At 73.1% G+C, this 19719-nt stretch carries 21 protein-coding genes; 5 read left to right on the top strand and 16 right to left on the bottom strand.

All coding sequences use genetic code 11. From position 1 onward, the window contains the following. Positions 1-76 precede the first annotated feature (76 nt). From ACFZDL_RS42650 to ACFZDL_RS42640, 3 genes are all read right to left on the bottom strand, one after another. The gene (locus ACFZDL_RS42650; RefSeq protein WP_353595799.1) at positions 77-736 is read right to left on the bottom strand and encodes a sortase domain-bontaining protein; all 660 of its coding nucleotides are present in this window, start codon (positions 734-736) and stop codon (positions 77-79) included. A 5-nt stretch (positions 737-741) separates the two neighbouring features. Beyond that, positions 742-1035: a hypothetical protein gene (locus tag ACFZDL_RS42645; protein WP_353595798.1), complete on the bottom strand. Its 294-nt coding sequence runs from the start codon at positions 1033-1035 to the stop codon at positions 742-744. Between the two features lie 101 nt (positions 1036-1136). Next, positions 1137-1916, bottom strand: a complete 780-nt coding sequence (locus ACFZDL_RS42640; RefSeq protein ID WP_353595797.1) for an HAD-IIA family hydrolase — start codon at positions 1914-1916, stop codon at positions 1137-1139. Between the two features lie 255 nt (positions 1917-2171). On the opposite strand from ACFZDL_RS42640, the gene ACFZDL_RS42635 reads away from it, so the two are divergent. After that, positions 2172-2336 carry an antitoxin gene (locus ACFZDL_RS42635; RefSeq protein WP_353595796.1) on the top strand — a complete coding sequence of 55 codons (165 nt, stop codon included), beginning with the start codon at positions 2172-2174 and terminating at the stop codon, positions 2334-2336. A gap of 13 nt (positions 2337-2349) precedes the next feature. Here the strand turns inward: ACFZDL_RS42635 and ACFZDL_RS42630 are convergent, their stop codons facing one another. Further along, positions 2350-3399, bottom strand: a complete 1050-nt coding sequence (locus ACFZDL_RS42630) for a hypothetical protein (protein WP_353595795.1) — start codon at positions 3397-3399, stop codon at positions 2350-2352. A 163-nt stretch (positions 3400-3562) separates the two neighbouring features. Continuing rightward, a complete protein-coding gene (locus ACFZDL_RS42625; protein WP_353595851.1) occupies positions 3563-4705 on the bottom strand; it encodes an ROK family transcriptional regulator in 1143 nt (380 codons plus the stop codon). 67 nt (positions 4706-4772) lie between these two features. Here ACFZDL_RS42625 and ACFZDL_RS42620 point away from each other — a divergent pair, with 67 nt between their 5' ends. Further along, on the top strand, positions 4773-5885 hold the full coding sequence (locus ACFZDL_RS42620; protein WP_353595794.1) for a Gfo/Idh/MocA family oxidoreductase: 1113 nt from the start codon (positions 4773-4775) through the stop codon (positions 5883-5885). Here ACFZDL_RS42620 and ACFZDL_RS42615 read toward each other — a convergent pair. The 5 genes from ACFZDL_RS42615 to ACFZDL_RS42595 form a co-directional block, all read right to left on the bottom strand. Next, positions 5872-6729, bottom strand: a complete 858-nt coding sequence (locus ACFZDL_RS42615) for a fumarylacetoacetate hydrolase family protein (RefSeq protein ID WP_353595793.1) — start codon at positions 6727-6729, stop codon at positions 5872-5874. The two genes, ACFZDL_RS42620 and ACFZDL_RS42615, sit on opposite strands and share 14 nt — an antisense overlap. A gap of 80 nt (positions 6730-6809) precedes the next feature. Continuing rightward, entirely contained in the window at positions 6810-7532 is a 723-nt protein-coding gene (locus tag ACFZDL_RS42610) for a YidC/Oxa1 family membrane protein insertase (protein WP_353595792.1), read from the bottom strand. 119 nt (positions 7533-7651) lie between these two features. After that, positions 7652-7960 (bottom strand): DUF6412 domain-containing protein, encoded by a 309-nt coding sequence (locus tag ACFZDL_RS42605; protein WP_353595791.1) that lies wholly within the window; start codon positions 7958-7960, stop codon positions 7652-7654. An 86-nt stretch (positions 7961-8046) separates the two neighbouring features. Beyond that, positions 8047-8865, bottom strand: a complete 819-nt coding sequence (locus ACFZDL_RS42600; RefSeq protein ID WP_353595790.1) for a class E sortase — start codon at positions 8863-8865, stop codon at positions 8047-8049. Positions 8866-8940: 75 nt separating this feature from the next. After that, the gene (locus tag ACFZDL_RS42595; RefSeq protein ID WP_353595789.1) at positions 8941-10260 is read right to left on the bottom strand and encodes a DUF445 domain-containing protein; all 1320 of its coding nucleotides are present in this window, start codon (positions 10258-10260) and stop codon (positions 8941-8943) included. Between the two features lie 300 nt (positions 10261-10560). Between ACFZDL_RS42595 and ACFZDL_RS42590 the strand changes: the two genes are divergently transcribed. Continuing rightward, on the top strand, positions 10561-11868 hold the full coding sequence (locus tag ACFZDL_RS42590; protein WP_353595788.1) for an SGNH/GDSL hydrolase family protein: 1308 nt from the start codon (positions 10561-10563) through the stop codon (positions 11866-11868). Positions 11869-11948: 80 nt separating this feature from the next. Here the strand turns inward: ACFZDL_RS42590 and ACFZDL_RS42585 are convergent, their stop codons facing one another. The 4 genes from ACFZDL_RS42585 to ACFZDL_RS42570 form a co-directional block, all read right to left on the bottom strand. After that, on the bottom strand, positions 11949-12602 hold the full coding sequence (locus tag ACFZDL_RS42585) for a DUF1707 domain-containing protein (RefSeq protein ID WP_353595850.1): 654 nt from the start codon (positions 12600-12602) through the stop codon (positions 11949-11951). 97 nt (positions 12603-12699) lie between these two features. Beyond that, positions 12700-13809, bottom strand: a complete 1110-nt coding sequence (locus ACFZDL_RS42580) for an ATP-binding cassette domain-containing protein (protein WP_391194050.1) — start codon at positions 13807-13809, stop codon at positions 12700-12702. Between the two features lie 16 nt (positions 13810-13825). After that, the gene (locus ACFZDL_RS42575; RefSeq protein ID WP_391194048.1) at positions 13826-14707 is read right to left on the bottom strand and encodes an ABC-2 family transporter protein; all 882 of its coding nucleotides are present in this window, start codon (positions 14705-14707) and stop codon (positions 13826-13828) included. Continuing rightward, positions 14700-15500 (bottom strand): ABC-2 family transporter protein, encoded by an 801-nt coding sequence (locus tag ACFZDL_RS42570; protein ID WP_353595847.1) that lies wholly within the window; start codon positions 15498-15500, stop codon positions 14700-14702. Before ACFZDL_RS42570 ends, ACFZDL_RS42575 begins: the two co-directional genes overlap by 8 nt. Before the next feature lie 318 nt (positions 15501-15818). On the opposite strand from ACFZDL_RS42570, the gene ACFZDL_RS42565 reads away from it, so the two are divergent. After that, a complete protein-coding gene (locus ACFZDL_RS42565) occupies positions 15819-18128 on the top strand; it encodes a transglycosylase domain-containing protein (protein WP_353595787.1) in 2310 nt (769 codons plus the stop codon). Between the two features lie 140 nt (positions 18129-18268). Here ACFZDL_RS42565 and ACFZDL_RS42560 read toward each other — a convergent pair whose 3' ends face one another. Both ACFZDL_RS42560 and ACFZDL_RS42555 read right to left on the bottom strand, forming a co-directional pair. Continuing rightward, a complete protein-coding gene (locus ACFZDL_RS42560; RefSeq protein WP_065959991.1) occupies positions 18269-18610 on the bottom strand; it encodes a co-chaperone GroES in 342 nt (113 codons plus the stop codon). A gap of 86 nt (positions 18611-18696) precedes the next feature. Then, complete coding sequence (locus ACFZDL_RS42555) at positions 18697-19017, bottom strand: DUF3618 domain-containing protein (RefSeq protein ID WP_353595786.1); 321 nt, start codon at positions 19015-19017, stop codon at positions 18697-18699. Between the two features lie 151 nt (positions 19018-19168). Between ACFZDL_RS42555 and bcp the strand changes: the two genes are divergently transcribed. Continuing rightward, positions 19169-19636 carry a thioredoxin-dependent thiol peroxidase gene (gene bcp, locus ACFZDL_RS42550; protein ID WP_353595785.1) on the top strand — a complete coding sequence of 156 codons (468 nt, stop codon included), beginning with the start codon at positions 19169-19171 and terminating at the stop codon, positions 19634-19636. Positions 19637-19719: the final 83 nt, after the last annotated feature.

The raw sequence follows: 19719 nt of genomic DNA, 5'->3' as shown, positions 1-19719 counted from the left end.
GGTTTTCCACAGCCCTTTGTGTGACTTCGCCCGTCCGGTGTGGTGCGGGCCCCGAACCGCGCCGGGGCGCGCACGCCTACCGCACCCCCGTCAGATACGCGGACACCACCACGCGCGCGCCGTGCGCCGCGTGCGCCGCGTGCGCCCCGCTCGCCCCGTTCGGTCCGTTCTCTGGGTCTCTCGCGACCAGCCGCAGCTCCGCCCGGCCCCGGGCCCGCGCCCCGTACACCCACCGCGCGTCGAACCGCCCGGCCGTGACCAGCTCCACGCCCTCGACCGTGAACTCGGCCACCGTCCCGTCCGCCCGGATCACCCGCACCGCGTCGCCGCGTCTGACCCCGCCGAGGCGGTGGACGACGCCGGCGTCGGCGGGCCCGATCAGCACCGCCGTACCCGAGGCCCCCGGCCGCGCCCCCACGCCGTACCAGCCCCCGCCCCGGCCCACGCCTCGGCCCCAGCCCCGGTCCCGGCCCCGGTCCCCGCCGGTGATCCGCGCCGCGATCCCCGCCGACTCCACGACGACGCGCCGCGCCCGCACGGGCGGCAGCGGTTCCCTGGAGGGCGGCAGCGGATGCGCGGGCGGCCGCCCCACGGCCGCCACGTCGCCCGTCACCGGCACCGCGCCGCCGGGGCCCTCCGCGGTGTCATGGCCCCACAGCCACAGCCCGAGCAGCAGCGCCGCCCAGGCCACCCCCGCGACCGGCCGGCCGACCCGGCCGAAGCCCTTCCCGTACACCGCCGTCAGCCCGACGCCGTTCCGACCGGGCGCCGGCGGCGGTGCACCGCGAGCCCGGCGACGGCCAGCGCCGTGCCCCCGGAGAGCCCCAAGCCGTACGCCTCGGCCCCGCCGATGGCGTGGCGCGCCGCGCCGTCGGCGGGCACGGTGCGCGGGTGGGCGTGGTGGACGTGGTGGACGTGGCGGGGCGGGCGCGCGGGGACGTTGTCCTCCTGGTCCGCGACGGCGGGCCCGGCGATGGCCATGACCACCGCCGCCACACCGACGGCCATACGGAACGTGAGGGCGAGCGAACGCATGGTGAACCTCCTGACACCACCGAGGCTCACGCGCGCCGCCGGGAGCCGCATCCGCTGCGGCCCCCGGCTGCTCCGTACGGGTCAGACGGATGCCGCCGGCGTCAGACCCGCTCGACCAGGTCCGCGATGGAGTTCACGACCGTGGACGGCCGGAAGGGGTGCCGGTCGATCTCCTCGACCTGGGTGACCCCGGTGAGCACCAGGAAGGTCTCCATGCCCGCCTCGAGACCGGCCAGCACATCGGTGTCCATCCGGTCGCCGATCATCGCGCTGGTCTCGGAGTGCGCCCCGATGGCGTTCAGCCCGGCGCGCATCATCAGCGGGTTCGGCTTGCCGACGAAGTACGGCTCGGCCCCCGTCGCCTTGGTGATCAGCGCGGCCACGGAGCCGGTCGCGGGCAGCGCGCCCTCCGCGGAGGGCCCGGTCTCGTCGGGGTTGGTGGCGATGAAGCGGGCGCCGTTGTCGATCAGGCGGATGGCCTTGGTGAGCGCCTCGAAGCTGTAGGTACGGGTCTCGCCGAGCACCACGTAGTCCGGCTCGACGTCGGTGAGGACATAGCCGATGTCGTGCAGGGCCGTGGTCAGCCCCGCCTCGCCGATGACGTACGCCGTGCCGCCGGGCCGCTGGTCGTCCAGGAACTGGGCGGTGGCCAGCGCCGAGGTCCAGATGTTGGCGACCGGCACGTCGAGGCCTATCCGGGACAGCCGGGCGTGCAGATCGCGCGGGGTGTAGATGGAGTTGTTGGTGAGGACGAGGAAGGGCTTGCCGGACTCGCGCAGCCGCTTGATGAAGGCGTCGGCCCCGGGCACCGGGATGCCCTCGTGCATCAGCACCCCGTCCATGTCGGTGAGCCAGGACTCGATCGGCTTGCGCTCTGCCATTGCGGACTCTCCTGCCGTGCACCAATAGCGCCTGAGTGGGGACACCGGCCGCGCCCCCGCGGGTGGGCCGGATGCTCAAGCGTAGTCAGCCGGGCCGCGAACTGGACCGCCCAGGTCCCCTCTGACCTCGGCAGACGGGCCTTGGGCTGCCCCGCGGCGGGCGCTTTGGCGCGACAGAGCCGGGCGGTCGGCCGATCCTGGTGAGGGAGGCCGCGTCTACAAGGCCGCTTCCGCTCCCCCGCGAAGGAGATTCAGATGGGCATCAAGGACAAGCTCAAGGACGCGATCAACAAGGGTCAGGACCGGGCGCGGCAGGCCGCGCGCAAGGGCGGCAAGGGCACCGCCGACCAGCCCCGGAGCAGCGCGGAGAAGCTGGACGAAGAGCTCCGCCGCCGTGGCGAGCCGCCCAGAGGCCAGTAGCGGCAGACGGTTCTCATCCCCTCGGACGACGGGACCTGGCCACCAGCGCGCCGCCGACGACGATGAGCGCGCCACTGGTCACGGCGAGTCCGAGGAGTACGGCGCCCCGGCCCGTCGCGGCGAGTTCCGGCGGCAGATGGTCGCGACTGCTGCCCTCGCCGCGGGGGCCGGGGGTGGAGTCGGTGCGCGCGGGCGTCTCCTTCCCGGGGCCGCCGGTGCGCCCGCCCGCGCCGGTCCCCTGGTCGGCGCGGTGCCCTGGCTCGGGTTCGGCGGAGGGCCCGTCGGTGCGGGGCCCGTCGGTGCCGGGCCCACCCGTGGGGGACGCCTCGGTGGCGGACCTGCCGGCGCCGGGCCGCTCACCCGCGCGTGGCCCGCTGGTGCCGGTCCCGCTGGTGCCGGCCCCGCTCTTGTGGGGCTCCCCCGTCTCCCTCGTACCGGCCCCGCTCTCCTGCGCACCCGCCTTCGCCGCGCCCTCGACGCGGAAGTCGTAGTCGCCGGACTGGCCGACCCAGTCCCCGTCGTCCGCGCGGCGCTCCATGGTGATGACGTTCGCGGTGACGGGGCCGGTCGGCGCGGAGCCGGTGAAGCGGGACCGCACCTGTGCCGTCACGCTCCCGCGCGCGGGCACCGTGAAGCCCTGGAACGGGTCGTCGAAGACCCCGATGTTCTCGTCCTCGTCGGTGGTCTCGAAGGAGACGGGCCGCCATCTGCCGGCGTAAGGGTCAAGGAACTCCATCCGGATGTGGTCGGGCCGCAGGGCGTGCGCGCGGTCGACGAGGATCGCGATGGGGTGGATGGCGCGGCACTCGACGCGTGTGGTGTTGCGCAGCTCCAGGTGCCAGGTGCGCCAGCCGCCGCCCCGCGCGTACCGGGCCGGGCCGCCGTACAGCCGGGCGTCGATCGGGAAGCGGGGGCTCTCCCGCCGTCCGCAGGAGGGCGCGGACGCCGAGGGCGACGCCGCCGCGGACTGCGCGGCTGCGCACCACACCGCCGGCACCAGCAGCGCGAGCACGGCGGCGGACTGGGCGGCTGCGCGGACGGCGAGGATGGCGGGCAAGCGCATGGGCGACCTCTGCTGCGGTGGTTTCCCGGGTGCCCTGCTGTCTTCCACCCCCGGCGCCCGACACGCGGCCGACCGGGCCGATTGCCTCCGACTGGCGGTCAACAACCCCTCGTTCGGCCCATCAGCCCATCAGCCGCATTCAGCCCATCAGCCCACCGCTCCCTCACCCCACCGCGAACAGCGGCGCCAGCACCAGCTGCGCCGCGCCCTCCACGACCGCGTGCTCGCCCCGGCCGACCACGTCCACCGGGACCGTACGCCCGCCCGCCCGCGCCGCGTCCGCGGCCAGCGTCTCGGCCACGCCCCGCGCGTACGGCCCGGGTGCGGCCAGGACGACCCGGCCGCCGAGCAGCACCCGGTCGATGTCGAGCAGCCGTACGAGGTTGGCGGCGCCGACGCCGAGCAGCCGCGCCGCCCGGGCCGGGTCGCCGCCCGCGACCGCGGCCAGGCACAGCGCCTCCAGGCAGCCGCGGTTGCCGCAGCCGCAGGGCGGCCCGTCCAGCTGGATGACCTGGTGCCCGAACTCCCCCGCGCCGGTGCGGGCCCCCCGGTGGACGGCCCCGCCGAGGACGAGACCGGCGCCGAGGCCGGTGCCGAGGTGCAGATACGCGAACGACTCGGCGGGGAAGGACCCGGCGGCGCGCTGCCGGGCGCGGCCGACGGCGAGCCCGAGCGCGGCGGCGTTGGTGTCCTTGTCCAGGACGACGGGCAGGCCGAGGCGCTGCGCGAGCGCGTCGCGCAGCGGGAAGCCGTCCCAGCGGGGGAAGCCGGTGACGCGGCGCAGCACCCCCGAGCCGTGGTCGAGCGGCCCTGGCGCGGCGACCCCGGCCCCGAGCAGCCCGGCGCGGCCGCCGTCGGCCTCGGCGAGCAGCGCCTCGACCTCGCCGCCGACCACGGCGACCGCCTCCTTCGCCCCCGCGCCGAAGTCGAAGGGGGCCGTGCGCCGGCCGAGCGGTGTGCCCGCGAGGTCGACCAGCACGGCGGTCAGCTCATCGCGGTCCAGGTGCAGCCCGATCGCCCGCCGCGCGCCCGGGACCAGCCGCAGGACCGTACGCGGCTTGCCGCCGGTGGACGCCCGGTGGCCCGCCTCGGCGGCCAGCCCGTCCGCCCGCAGCCGTGCCGTGATCTTGCTGACGGCCTGCGGGGTCAGCCCGGTCTGCGCGGCCAGCTCCAGCCGGCTGACCCCGCCCTCGCCCGCGTCCCGCAGCAGGCCGAGGACGAGGGCCGCGTTGTGGCCGCGCAGGACGGCCAGATTGGCGCCGGGCCCGGGGTGGGCACCCGGGCCGGGTTCGGCCGCCTGGGACATCGTGCTGTTCACGCCCCCATTGTGGCCCCCGCTTGCGCTTCCGCAACACTGTTGTCAAAGTAGCCCCATGGCTGACACCGGCACCGGCACCCCTGGCTCCGCCCCCGTACGCGTCGCCCTCATCGGCTTCGGCCTGGCGGGCTCCGTCTTCCACGCCCCCCTGATCGCCGCCACGGACGGCCTCGTCCTCGACACGGTGGTCACCTCAAGCCCGGAGCGGCAGCGGCAGGCGTCCGACGAGTACCCGGCGGTGCGCCTCGCCGCCTCCGCCGACGAGCTGTGGGCGCGCGCCGGCGAGCTGGGCCTGGTCGTCATCGCCTCCCCCAACCGCACCCATGTCCCCCTCGCACGCGCCGCCCTGGAGGCCGGGCTGCCCGTCGTCGTCGACAAGCCGCTCGCCGCGACCGCCGCCGAGGCCGAGGAGCTGGCCGCGCTCGCCGACCGCCGCGGCCTGCTGCTGAGCGTCTTCCAGAACCGCCGCTGGGACAACGACTTCCGGACGCTGCGCAAGCTGCTCGCCGAGGGCGCGCTCGGCGAGGTGCAGCGCTTCGAGTCCCGTTTCGAGCGCTGGCGCCCCCAGCTCAAGGGCGGCTGGCGGGAGTCCGGCGACCCGGCCGAGGTCGGCGGGCTGCTGTACGACCTGGGCAGCCACCTCGTCGACCAGGCCCTCACCCTCTTCGGGCCGGCCACCTCCGTCTACGCCGAGGTCGATGTGCGCCGCCCCGGCGCCCGCACCGACGACGACACCTTCATCGCCCTCACCCACGCCGGCGGCGTCCGCTCCCATCTGTGGATGAGCGCGATCACCGCGCAGCTGGGTCCGCGCTTCCGGGTGCTGGGCAGCCGGGCCGGCTATGTGAAGTACGGCCTCGACCCGCAGGAGGCCGCCCTGCGCGAGGGCCTGCGCCCCGGCACGGACGGCGGCTCACCCTGGGGCGCCGAGCCCGAAGCCGCCTGGGGCCGGCTGGGCGCGGGCGAGTCACCCCTGACCGGGGGCGGCCTGCCCGTGCCCACCCTCCCGGGCGACTACCCCGCCTACTACGGCGCCATCGCCACCGCGCTCCGCGACGGCGGCGCCCCGCCGGTCACCGCGGCCGAGGCCGCGGCCGCCCTCCGCGTCCTGGAGGCGGCCCGCACCTCGGCAGCGGAGGGCCGTACGGTCTCGATCACGCGTCCTTGAACTCCTGGCGCTGCCGCCCCAGCCCGTCGATCTCCAGCTCGACGACGTCCCCGGCCCGCAGATACGGCTTGGGCTCGGGCCGCCCCAGGGCCACGCCCGCCGGGGTGCCGGTGTTGATGACGTCCCCGGGGTAGAGGGTCATGAACTGGCTCAGGTAGCGGACCACCTGGGCCACCGGGAAGATCTGGTCCGCCGTCGTGCCGTCCTGCTTGAGCTCGCCGTTGACCCACAGCCGCAAGGCCAGCGCCTGGGGGTCGGGGACCTCGTCGGCGGTGACCAGCCAGGGGCCGAGGGGGTTGAAGGTCTCGCAGTTCTTGCCCTTGTCCCACTGGCCGCCGCGCTCGATCTGGAACGCCCGCTCCGAGACGTCGTGGGCGATAGCGTAGCCCGCGACCGAGGCAAGGGCCTCCTCGTCGGATGCGAGGTAGCGGGCCGTGCGCCCGATGACGACGGCCAGCTCCACCTCCCAGTCGGTCTTCTCGCTGCCGCGCGGCACCAGCACCGTGTCATGGGGACCGACGACGGTGTCCGGGGCCTTCATGAACAGGATCGGCTCCTCGGGGATCGCGGCGCCGGTCTCCGTGGCGTGGTCGTGGTAGTTCAGCCCGATGCACACGATCTTGCCGATACGGCCCAGCGGCGGACCGATCCGGGGATCGGCGGCGTCCAGCGCGGGCAGCTCGCCCGACGCGAGGGCCTCGCGGATGCGGGCGAGCGCCGCCTCGTCGGCGAGCAGGGCCCCGTCGATGTCCTTGACCAGGTCCGACAGATCGCGCGGGGTGCCCGAGTCATCGAGCACCGCCGGGCGCTCCGCCCCCGCAGGTCCGACACGCAGCAGCTTCATTGTGATGACTCCCGTAAGTCGAGGGGCGGCCCTGGCTGATCGATCCTCACAAGAGCGGCGTCCAGTCCGCAAGACTCAGTTCATCCACTGGACCGCACACGTCCTTTGGCCCCCTCCTCCCGGCCCGTGCGCTGCAGCAGGGCCCGCTCGACCGCCGTCCAGGTCGTGCTGGTCGCCAGGTAGAGCCCGGCCGCCAGCGGCACCACGGCGGCGGTGACGAGCGTGCCGAACGACAGCAGGGGCAGCAGCTTGGCCGCCCCCGCCGGGACCCCGGCGGGGGCCGGCTGAGCGGCGGCCGCCTTGCGGGCGCGTACGTACGTCCAGCCCGCCACCGCGGCGATCAGGGCGAACAGCGCGAGGTAGACCGGCCCGTGCGGCCCGGCCAGGTCCCCGCCCCACCGGCCGCCCAGCGGGGCGCCCGCCAGGGTGTGGTCCAGGAGGTCCCCGGCGCCGCTGCCGGTGGAGAACAGGTGGTACATGACGAAGAAGACGGGGAGCTGGACGAGCGTCGGCAGACAGCCCGCGACCGGGGAGACCGACTCCTTCTCGTACAGCTCGGCCATCGCGCGCCGCAGCCGCTCCGGGTCGCGCTTGTGACGGCGGTTCAGCTCGGCCATCTTCGGCGCGAGCGCGGCGCGCGCCTTCTCGCCGCGCACGGCCGCGCGGGCGAGCGGATGGAGCGCGGCGCGCACGCACAGCGTGAACAAGACGATCGCGGCGGCCGTCGCGGACGCCCCGAACAGCGGTGCGAGACAGTCGGCCAGCGAGCTGAGCAGCGTGCCCAGCGCGGCGAAAACAGACATGGGGAAGCCCTCCACGGGGTCTCGTCGTGATGCCGGAATCGGTGAGTCGGCGTGACGAGCCGCGCGGGCTCCAGCAGTGAAGCTTGGGCTCCAGCAATGAAGCCAAGGGCGAGGAGCGCCTACGCGGCCGTCGGCAGGCGACGGCCCGGCGCTCGCGGCCGCGGCCGGCCCGCGGCATCGGGATCCCGCTGGGCCAGGAACGCCGTGCGGCGCTCCCTGTCCCGTATCGCGGTGCGTATTCGCCCCGGAGGAAGCGGGGCGAGACAGCGCGCGGCCAGCAGCGCGCAGGTCAGCAGCGCGGTCGCGATCGCGGCGGTCGCGGCGAGCGCGACGGCGCTGATCAGGCCGGTGTGGGTGAGGAGCGCTCCGGTCAGCAGGAACAGGAGCACGCCGAGGTGCGCCCGCAGCACTTCGATGCGGTGGACCATCAGGCTCCCCTCCCCATGACGCGCAACGCCCCTGCCCCGCTGCTCCGTTCGCATACGGCATCCGTATGCGAGGTTCGTACGTGAGTCTAGTCGCCGCCACCGACAGCGCGGGGCTCGGCCGCCTTCAGCCTGCCCCACACCACCAGCCGGTACCGCGAGGTGTACTCCGGGGTGCAGGTCGTCAGCGTGATGTAGGAGCCCCGCTCGGTGTAGCGGTACCGCGGATGCGTCGAGCTGTACGGCACCGGCGCGACGACCGTCCCGTCGGAGGGCGAGGTGCGCGGCAGGGTCCGCTCGACGACATAGGTGTAGCGGCCGTCGGCGGTGTCGACGCGGACCGTGTCGCCGGGGCGCACCTCGTCCAGGTGGCGGAACGGCTCGCCGTGCGTGTTGCGGTGGCCCGCGAACGCGACGTTGCCCACCTGGCCGGGCTGCGCGGTCTTCGGATAGTGGCCCACGTACCCGTTGTTGAGCACCCCGGCCCTGCTGATGCCCTCGGCCACCGGAGCGGTCAGTCCGATACGGGGGATGCGCAGCACGGCGTACGTCTGGTCCCGGCGCGGGGCCCGGCTCCCGGCGGCCGCCGGGGAGTTACGGGCCGCCTCGCGGCCGAAGTCATGGGCGCCGCCCCCGGACGAGCCGCCCCCGGACGCGTCCCCGGCCGGCCCGTGCCCGGACTCATCCCCGGCCGCGCCGTCGCGCCACTCCCGCTCCAGCGCCGCCACTTCCCGCTGGGCGCCCTCCCGCGCCTGCCGGTTGGTCCACCACAGCTGATGGACGACGAAGAGCAGCATGACAAGGCCGAGGGTGACGGTGATCTCCGCGCCGGTCCACAGGACCCGCGCCAGGACCGCCCGCCGCGGGCGCCGCCCCCGTACGACCACCGGTAACCGCTGCCTTCGCACGCCGACCTCCCTCCGGTCGGGGCACCATAGGCCCTGCGGCCCGCACTCTCCAGAGCCGCTGAGCGCCCAGAACCGCTACGCGCCCAGCAGCCGCGAGACCGTATAGATCACCAGCCCCGCCAGCGCGCCCACGACCGTGCCGTTGATCCGGATGAACTGCAGGTCCCGCCCGATGTGCGCCTCGATCTTCCGCGAGGTGTGCTCCGCGTCCCAGCCCGCCACGGTCTCGGTGATCAGCGAGGTGATCTCGTCCCGGTAGGTGGTGACCACATACACCGCCGCGTCCTCCAGCCACCCGTCGACCTTCGCCCGCAGCCGCCCCTCCCCGGCCAGCCGCGTGCCGAGCGAGAGGATCGCCGCGCGCGCCCGCAGCCGCAGCTCGCTGCGCTCGTCCTCGGCCGCCGCGACGATCATCGCCCGTACGGAGGCCCACGCCGAGGCGATCAGGTCCTGCACCTCGCCCCGCCCCAGCACCTCCCCCTTCAGGCGCTCCACCCGCGCCCGGGTGTCCGTGTCGGACTGCAGATCGCCCGCGAAGTCGGCCAGGAAGCGGTCCAGCGCCCCGCGCGCCGGATGGTCCGGCATATCGCGCATCTCGCTGACGAACCGCAGCAGTTCCCGGTAGACCCGCTCGCCGACCTTCCGGTCGACGAACCGCGGGGTCCAGCCGGGCGCGCCGCCCGCCACCGCCTCCATCACCGACTCGTTGTGCTCGACGAGCCAGTCGTGGGCGCGCAGGCATACCAGGTCCACGGCCCGGTGGTGCCCTCCGTCCGCGACGATCCGCTCCAGCATCTTGCCGAGGCCCGGCGCGATCTCCTGCGCGTCGGCGCGCCGGGTGATCGCCTCGCCCACCACGGCCTGGACGTCGGAGTCGCGCAGCACCGTGAGCGCGCCGCGCAGGGCCGTCGCCAGTTCGGCCGTCACCCGGTCGGCGTGGGCGGGCTCGGCCAGCCAGCTGCCCAGCCTGCTGCTGATGCCGACGGTCCGCAGCCGCAGCCGCACCACGTCGCCGGACAGGAAGTTCTCGCCGACGAACTCGCCGAGGCTCACCCCCAGCTGGTCCTTCTTGGTCGGGATGATCGCGGTGTGCGGGATCGGCAGCCCCATGGGCCGCCGGAACAGCGCGGTCACCGCGAACCAGTCGGCCAGCGCGCCGACCATCCCGGCCTCGGCGGCCGCGGCCGTGTAACCGGCCCAGCCGCCCGCGCCGGCCGACCGTGCCCAGGTGGCCAGCGCGTACACGACGGCGACGGCCAGCAGCATCGCCGTCGCGATCGTCTTCATCCGGCGCACGCCGCGGCGCTTCTCCACGTCCAAAGCGGTCTCCGAGGAGAAGGCGGCCCGCGCCGCCGCACGCGGCGGCCCCGCCTCATCCGTCGATGTCGGTTCCATCGGGTCCATCGGGTTCATCCGGTCCATTCGCTCCACCCGGTCGAGCCGTCCCCTCGGTCATTGTCTCGTTCCTGTTGCGGTCGCCCATGGAGTGGAACGTACGGGCGGTTCCCATCGTCTGAGTGGGCGAGCGACCCTGTGTGCCAGAGGCAGGCCGACGGGCGGACGCGTACCGCGCCATGGGATCATGGTGAGCCGACCGGACCGCAGCGACGTCGCTGTTCTCTCGCAGTTCCCATCCACTTCCGGAGCCCAGAGTTCCGCTGCCCGAGGAGACACCCGTCCATGAGCGTGCCCCCCATGCCCAGACGCACGGCCTACGCCGTGCTCGCTGCGCTGGCGGCTGTGGTGGTCCTCGTCTCGACCGCGATATTCATCGGGGTCGGCAACAGCGACGGCCACATCGACGCCGCCGCCCGCGAGCCGCGCAGCTCCGCCGCCCCGGCCTCGGCCGGCGCCTGGGTGGGCACCTGGTCCACGTCCGCCGCGGCAGCGGAGCCGAACACGCTGCGGGGCTATGCCGGCATGTCGATACGGAACGTCGTCCACACCAGTGTCGGCGGCAGCCAGGCGCGCATCCAGCTGTCCAACTTCTACAGCGCCCGCCCGCTGACGATCACGCACGCCTCGCTGGCCCTGGCGGCCGCCCCCAGTAACCCCACCGCCGCCGCGGGCACGATGCGCCGCCTCTCCTTCGCCGAGCGCCCGTGGGTGACCATCCCGCCGGGCCAGGCCGTCACCAGCGACCCGGTGCGGCTGGACATCCCGGCCGCCGCCGACCTGCTGGTGACCACCTACACCCCGCGCGCCTCCGGCTCGGTGACCTACCACCCGCACGCCCGCCAGACCTCCTACCTGGCGCGCGGCGACCGTACGGAGGACACCGCCGGCGCGGCCTACACCGAACAGAGCCCCTACTGGCGCTACCTGACGGCCGTGGACGTGTGGAGCAAGGAGGCGCAGGGCGCCGTCGTCGTCATCGGGGACTCCATCACCGACGGCATCACCTCCACCGCCGGGGCCAACCACCGCTGGACCGACTTCCTCGCCGAGCGGCTGCGCACCGAGTCCGGGGCGCCCCGCCTCGGCGTGCTCAACTCGGGCATCAGCGGCAACCGCGTCCTGAGCGACGGCACCCAGGTCCCGCCGAACAACCCCAGCGCCCTGTCCCGCTTCGGGCGCGACGTGCTCTCCCGTACGGGCGTCAAGGCCGTCGTCGTCGAGCTGGGCGTCAACGACATACTGCGCACCCCGCACCAGACCGACCCGTCCACCATCGTCGCCGGGCTGCGGCGGCTGACCGAGCAGGCGCACGCGCGCGGGCTGCGCGTCATCGGGGCCACCCTGGCGCCCTTCTACGGCCACCGCGGCTACACCCCCCAGCTGGACGCCGTGCGCCAGCAGGTCAACACGCAGATCCGGACGGGCCGGGTCTTCGACGGCGTCGTCGACTTCGACCAGGCGCTGCGCGACCCGATGTTCCCGGTCCGGCTGCGCCCGTCGTACGACTCGGGCGACCACCTCCACCCGAGCGACGAGGGCTACCGGGCGATGGCGCGCGCCCTGGACCTGCAGGACCTCAAGGGCGGCGCGGCGGCCGCGCTCTGAGGTCGCTCGCCGCCCCGGCGGGGCCGGCCCCGCCCGGCCCGCCGGCTCAGTCCGGCCGCCGGCTCAGTCCGGCCGCCGGCTCAGTCCCCGCCCTCGAGCGGGAACCGCTTGCGCTCCTGCCTGAGCCGCTTGCGCTCCTCCTTCAGGCGCCGGCGCTCCTCCCTGCGCAGCTTGCGCTCGACGGCCACACCGCCGAACAGCGCAAGGCCGGTGACGGTCACGCGCGGCGAGTCCGGCGAGCCCTCGCCGGCCCCGCTGTGGTCGAACGCGCCCAGGATGCCGACGCCGCCGACGTGCACATCCAGGTCCGGCGGGGCCGTGACCTGAATCCCGCCCATGATCGCGAAGCAGCGGATCACCGTGTCGCGGTCCTCGAAGCGGGCCTCGCGCAGATCGATCTCCCCGCCGCCCCAGAAGACGAACGAGGTGAAGCGGCGCGCCACGGTCCAGGTGCCCTTGCGCTGGAAGCCGCCCATGATCGCGATCCCGGTCCGGGAGGTCGGCGTGGCCCCGATCCGCTCCGCCCAGCCGCCGTCGGCCGCGGGCGCGAGATCGGCGGCGGGGCGGCCGGGCACCGGGAGGTCCCGTACGAGCGGTTCGAGCTCCCCGTGGGTCCGGGCCCGGTACGCCGCGTCCAGCCGCTCCTCGAACTCCTCCATGGTCAGGCGCCCTTCGGCGACGGCGTCCCGAAGCGCCTCGGCGATCCGCTCGCGCTCGGCGTCCGAGGCCCGCATCTCAAGACCGGCCTGGGGTTGGGGTGTCATGTCCCCTGAGGATGCACCGCTCGTCATACGGACAGATTAACGGGGCGGGCTCAAGGGCCCATGCCCATCAGACCGGGTCGGCCGACCGTTCCGCGGCCCCTGCCTCCGCCTCCCCCTCCGCGGTTCCTCCCGCGGTTCCTCCCGCGGTTCCTTCCGCATCCGGCTCGCTCCCCCGCTCCGGCTCGTCCCTCGCCGGATACAGCATCCTGGCGATGACGTCCTCGATGTCCGGCTCCCGCACCGACAGGTCGACCAGCGGATACCCGTCCGCCACCGCCGCCACGATCGGCGCCGCGCTGCTCCCGGCCGGGAACGCGAGCCACTGCCGCGGCCCCTCCACCCGCACCGTCCGCGAGCCGGGGACCTCGATCGGCGGCAGCTCCCGCTCCAGGTCGACGACGAGCGTCCGCTCGCTCTCGCCCACCGCGTGCAGCCCCTCGAGCCCGCCGTCGTACACCAGCCGCCCGTGGTCGATGACCATCACCCGCTTGCACAGCTGCTCGATATCGGTCAGGTCATGGGTCGTCAGCAGCACGGTCATGCCCTGCTCGGCGTTCACCTCGCGCAGGAACTCCCGCACCTTCGCCTTGCTGACCACGTCAAGACCGATCGTCGGCTCGTCGAGGTAGAGCACCTCGGGGTCGTGCAGCAGGGCGGCCGCGATATCGCCGCGCATCCGCTGGCCGAGGGAGAGCTGACGGACCGGCACGTCCAGGAGCGCGCCGAGTTCGAGGAGTTCGACGCACCGGTCGAGGTTCTCGCGGTACCGGGCGTCGGGAATCCGGTACATCCGGCGCACCAGCGCGTACGAGTCGCGCAGCGGCAGGTCCCACCACAGGGTCGTACGCTGCCCGAACACCACCCCGATCCGGCGCGCCAGCCGCGTCCGCTCGCGCGACGGGTCGATCCCGGCCACCCGCAGCCGGCCGCCGCTGGGCACCAGGATCCCGGTCAGCATCTTGATCGTGGTGGACTTCCCGGCGCCGTTGGGCCCGATGTAACCGACCATCTGCCCGCGCGGCACCCGGAAGCTGATGCCGTCCACGGCGCGCACCTCGCGCCGCTCGCGGCGCAGCAGCCCGGCCCGGCGCCGCACCTGGAAGACCTTCTCGACCTCGTCGAGCACGATGAAGTCGTCCTCGAAGCCGTCCATGAAGTCATCGTCGAACTCACCCATACAGGCTCAGCCCCTCTCAGCTGCCCGTGCTCCGATACGACCGCAGCCCCGTCCGCCAGGCCAGCCCGGCCAGCGCGCAGCAGCCCAGCGCGACCAGCGGGGCGGCGAAGCCGATCCAGCCCGGCAGGCCCAGCGGGTTCTCCCGGCCCAGGATGTGCAGCGCGGGCAGCCAGTTGACGAAGGCCAGCGGGATGACGAAGGTGACGCCGCGCAGCAGGTCCTCCGCGAAGACCGTCGGCGGGTACTGCAGCAGGGTGTTGCCGCCGTAGGTGAAGGAGTTCTGCACCTCTGAGGCGTCGTTCGCCCAGAACTGGAACGCCCCGCCGGCCACGAACATCGCCCCGAAGATCGCTCCCCCGCTCAGCAGCATCACCGGCACCAGCAGCACCCGGTCCACCGTCCAGTCGATGTCCAGTCGGATCAGCGACCAGACGAGCAGCAGCAGCCCCTGGCTGATCCGGCCCAGCCTGCGCAGCGCGAAACGGTCGGCGGCCACCTGCGCGAGGATCGGCACGGGCCGCACCAGCAGGGTGTCCATCGTCCCGTCGCGGACCCGGCGGCCGACGCGGTTCATACTGCCCAAGGTCATGTCCATCAGGCCGAAGGCGGTGCTGGTGGTGCCGTAGAGAAAGGCGACCTCGGACAGGCTGAACCCGCCCAACGTGCCGACGTGCGAGAACATCAGCGCGATCACGACGAAGTCGAGCCCGGTGGCCAGGAAGTTCCCGATCGTCATGATCAGGAACGAGGTGCGGTACGCCATCGTCGAGCGCACCCACATCGCGATGATCAGCAGATAGGCGCGCAGCCCGTGGTACGCGCGGGAACGAAGCGGCTCGGCGTACGCCCGGGAGCGAAGCGGCTTGGCGTACGCGCGGGAACCAAGCGGCTCAGCCACCCTGCACCACCACCTTCCGCGTCGCGACGGACTGCAGCGCCCGCCCCGCCGCGAACAGCACGACCGCCCACCCCGCCTGGAAGGCCAGCGCCCGCAGAATCCCGAGCCCGCGGTGGACCCCGAGGAAGACATCCGCGGGCACCTGCAGCATCGCCGCCCACGGCAGCAGCCGCGCCACCTCGCCCAGCGCCCCCGGGAAGACGTTCAGCGGAAGGATCATCCCGGAGAAGAACAGGGCCAGCAGACTGCTCATCATGGAGATCCCCGAGCTGTCGAGCAGCCAGAACGCCGTGAGCCCGACCAGATAGTGCACCGCGAAGCCGACACACGCCCCGAGGACGAGCGACAGCAGGAACCAGATCCAGGTCAGCGCGGAGCCCGGCAGGACCAGTTCGAAGGCCAGCGAGCCGAAGACCATGGGCACGATCCCACGCCCCAGCAGCTGGAAGGCGGCCCGGCCGAGGTCCCCGGCCAGCCACCACAGCTGCAGATCCACCGGGCGGTAGAGATCGATGGCGATATCGCCGGAGCGGATCCGCTCCTGCAGCTCCTCCTGGAAGCCCCCGCCCATCAGCGCCATGGTCGCGAGCAGCGCCTGACCGAGCCAGACGAAGGTCAGCGCCTGGGAGAGGTCGTAGCCGCCCAGGTGGGGCCGCTGGTCCCACAGGGCGATATAGGTGTAGGCGACGATGAAGCCGAAGACCGTGTTGGTGAACACCCCGGCCGCGGTGGCGACCCGATATGTCGCATAGCGCCTGAAGCCGCTCGTCGCGACGGCCCCGTACAGCCTCAGGTGACCGCGCCGCAGCTGACCGCGCCGCATGTGACCGCCCCTCTCCTTCCGCCCGGCACCAAAACTCAGGAGCCTAGCGGCGCGGGAGGACGGAGGGCGAGGCGTTATTCGCCCGAACGGAGCGCGGAACACCACCCGATCGGAAGGCGGAAATCGTCCATTCCGCCGGTCACAGAGGTGTCACAGGTGTGGGCCGAGGCTCCGGTCCGGAACGGATGATGCGACAGTGTTTTCTGGGGCGTACCAGGCCAATCGCCCGACCGTGCACGATTCCGCCGCGGCGCAACCCTCGACGGCGGCCGAGGAGTCTCAAAGGACATGAGCGACGAGCCCCAACTGATCGACGGCGGCATGGGCGGCCCGGACGTCACCAGCACCAACAGCACCACCAACGACGGCAGGGCCGCCCGCCCCAAGGGCAGAAAGGGCCGTCCCAAGCGCACCGGCTGGCGCCGTCTGCTCCCCACCTGGCGAATGGTGCTCAGCGGCTTCCTGGTGATCGTGCTGCTCGTCGCGGGCGGCCTGGTCACCGGCTATCTGCTCGTCGACATCCCCGCCGCCAAGGACATTGCCGTCGCCCAGAGCAATGTCTTCCTCTACTCCGACGGCACCCCGCTCGCCCGCGAGGGCAAGGTCAACCGGGAGAACGTACCGCTCAGCCAGGTGCCCAAGGACACCCAGCACGCGGTGCTCGCGGCCGAGGACCGGGACTTCTACTCCGAGTCGGCGATCAACCCCGAGGCGATGATCCGCGCCGCGTGGAACACCGCCACCGGCAAGGGCAAGCAGTCCGGCTCCACGATCACCCAGCAGTACGTGAAGAACTACTACCTGGACCAGGAGCAGACCGTCTCCCGGAAGGTGAAGGAGTTCTTCATCTCGATCAAGCTGGACCGGGAGGTGAGCAAGGACGACATCCTCGAGGGCTATCTGAACACCAGCTACTTCGGGCGCAACGCCTACGGCATCCAGGCCGCCGCCCAGGCCTACTACGGCAAGGACGTCAAGGCCCTCGGAGTCGGCGAGGGCGCCTATCTGGCGACCCTGCTCAACGCCCCGAACGCCTACGACGTCGTCAGCCATCCGCAGAACAAGGACCGGGCGCTGGCCCGCTGGAACTACGTCCTGGACGGCATGGTCAAGAAGGGCTGGCTGACCAAGACCGCCCGCGACAGGATGACCTTCCCGGCCCCCGTCAAGGGCGCCGCGCAGTCGGGCATGTCCGGGCAGCGCGGATATCTGGTCGAGGCCGTCGAGGCGTACCTCACCAGGAACGGCATCATCGACGAGCAGACCCTGGCCCGCGGCGGCTACCGGATCACCACCACCATCGACCGCAAGAAGCAGGACGCCTTCGTCGCCGCGGTCCGCGACAAGCTGATGAGCAAGCTCAGCAAATCCCGCAAGGTCGACAAGTACGTCCGGGCGGGCGGCGCCTCGATCGACCCCAGGAGCGGGAGGGTGGTCGCCCTCTACGGCGGCATCGACTACACCAAGCAGTTCGTCAACAACGCGACCCGCACCGACTACCAGGTCGGGTCCACCTTCAAGCCGCTCGTGCTCACCTCGGCGCTGCAGAACGGCTCCACCACCCAGGGCGGGCTGCCGATCACCCCGGACACGATCTACGACGGCACCAACAAGCGCGAGGTCGTGGGGGCCGACGGGCCCACCGGATACGCCCCGGCCAACGAGGACGACGTCGACTACGGCGCCATCGACGTCACCACGGCCACCGACAATTCGGTGAACTCGGTCTACGCCCAGATGGCGCAGGACGTCGGCCCCGAGAAGGTCAAGCAGACCGCGATCGCCCTCGGCATCCCCAAGGACACCCCCGACCTGACCGCCTCCCCCTCCATCGCCCTCGGCCCCGCCACCGCCAGCGTGCTGGACATGACCGAGGCGTACGCGACCCTCGCCAACCACGGCGTCCGCACCCCGTACTCCCTGGTCACGAAGATCACCAAGGGCGGCGCGAAGATCAGCCTCCCGTCACCCAAGACCGACCAGGCCGTCCCGCGCGCCGCCGCCGACACCACCACCACGGTCCTGCAGAGCGTGGTGGACGGCGGCACCGCCACCGCGGCCCAGGCCGCCGGGCACCCCGCGGCGGGCAAGACCGGCACCGCGGAGGACGACAAGGCGGCCTGGTTCGCCGGATACACCCCGGACCTGGCCACGGTCGTGGCCGTGATGGGCCAGGACTCCACCACCGGGGCGCAGAAGTCGCTGTACGGGGCGACCGGGCTGCCCCGCGTCAACGGCGGCGGCTATCCCACGGAGATCTGGGCCGCGTACACCGCCGCCGCGCTCCAGGGACGCACCCCGGCCCAGTTCGACCTGAACCCGGAGGACGGCAGCGTCACCCCGACGCTCCCGACCGACCCGGCCACCACCACCCCGCCGCAGGTCACCACCCCGCCGACCACACTTCCGACCGATCCGACCAGCCCGGCCCCCGACCCCACCCCGCCCACCCTCACCCCGCCGACGGCTCCGACGACCCAGCCGACGTACACCCCGCCGACGGGCGTCCCGACGGCGAATCCGACGACGGCCGACCCCGGCGGCCCCGGTGACCAGGGCGGCCCCGGAGACCCTGGAGGCCCCGGGGCGGGCGGCTGAAACACGCAGGGTGGTGACCAAGGTCACCACCCTCGCGTATACGGCCCTGAAGATCCGCCCGGAGCTGAGACCCCGACCAGAAGCTGCGACCAGAAACGCCGACCAGAAACTCCGGCAGGAACTCCGACCGGGGATTCCGCCTACAGATACAGCCCCGTGGAGTCCTCGGACCCCTCCAGCCGCTCGGCCGCGACCGCGTGCAGATCGCGCTCCCGCATCAGTACGTACGCGACGCCCCGGACCTCGACCTCGGCCCGGTCCTCCGGGTCGTAGAGCACCCGGTCCCCCGGCTCCACGGTCCGCACGTTCTGCCCGACCGCCACCACCTCGGCCCAGGCCAGCCGCCTGCCGACCGCCGCGGTCGCCGGGATCACGATGCCGCCGGTCGAGCGCCGCTCGCCCTCCGGGATGTCGGTTCGGACCAGCACCCGGTCGTGCAGCATCCGGATGGGCAGCTTGTCATGGGAGGTGTTCGTACTCACGCCCTTGACCGTACCTGGCCCGGCGGCGCGCCGGAGGCACAGGCCGGACACAGCCCGCCCGAACGCCCCCGGGCCGCCCCCGCCCGCTACGGGCGGCGACGCCGCGACGACATCGCGTACAGCCCGGCGAGGCCCACCACCACGAGCGCCACCGGAATGATCCGTTCCAGCCGCGGCGCCCCCTCCTCGGACACGAACTGCGCCCGTACGCCGGTGACCGCGCGGTTCACGGAGACATAGGCCCGCCCCGCCGTCCGGTCCACCGCCGACACCGCCTTCGCCTTCGCGTCCCCGACGATCGTCCTGGGATGCATCCGCACCCCGATCTCGTCGAGCGTCACGGCGAGCTGCTGCCGCCTGCGGGCGATGTCCGCCTCGATCTGCGCAGGGGTCCTGGCCTCCGACACCGCGCTGCCTCCGTCAATCTCGATGATCCGGTGATGGACAGTGTGTCAGTTCCCCCTGGCCGACGCCCCACAGCACCCCCGATCGGGAACCTGGCTAATGTCGGGTACGTACACACCCGCGCCACGCACCCGTGCCCCGAGGAGACCCACCATGAGCGAGCGCCTGCAGCCCGGTGACACCGCCCCCGCCTTCACCCTCCCCGACGCGGACGGCACGTCTGTCTCGCTCGCCGACTACGCCGGCCGCAAGGTGATCGTCTACTTCTACCCGGCAGCCCTCACCCCCGGCTGCACCAAGCAGGCCTGCGACTTCACCGACAACCTCGACCTCCTCGCCCAGCACGGGTACGACGTGGTCGGCATCTCCCCGGACAAGCCCGAGAAGCTGGCGAAGTTCCGCGACAAGGAGAGCCTGAAGGTCACCCTCCTCGGCGACCCCGAGAAGGAGACCCTGCAGGCGTACGGCGCCTTCGGCGAGAAGAAGATGTACGGCAAGACGGTCACCGGCGTGATCCGCTCCACGGTCGTCGTCGACGAACAGGGCAAGGTCGAGCGCGCCCTGTACAACGTCCGCGCCACGGGCCACGTCGCCAAGATCATCAAGGATCTGGGCCTCTGACGTACCGGCGCTGCGGGGCCGGGCCCCGCAGCGCCGTCCCGCACCACTGCATTACCCGGCACGTAATCGACCCTCCTCGGCGG

Origin of the sequence: Streptomyces sp. NPDC007917 (assembly GCF_042959105.1) — a bacterium.
Classification (GTDB): domain Bacteria; phylum Actinomycetota; class Actinomycetes; order Streptomycetales; family Streptomycetaceae; genus Streptomyces.
Note: the sequence above shows the minus strand (reverse complement) of the source record. Positions and strands in the feature narration are given on the sequence as shown.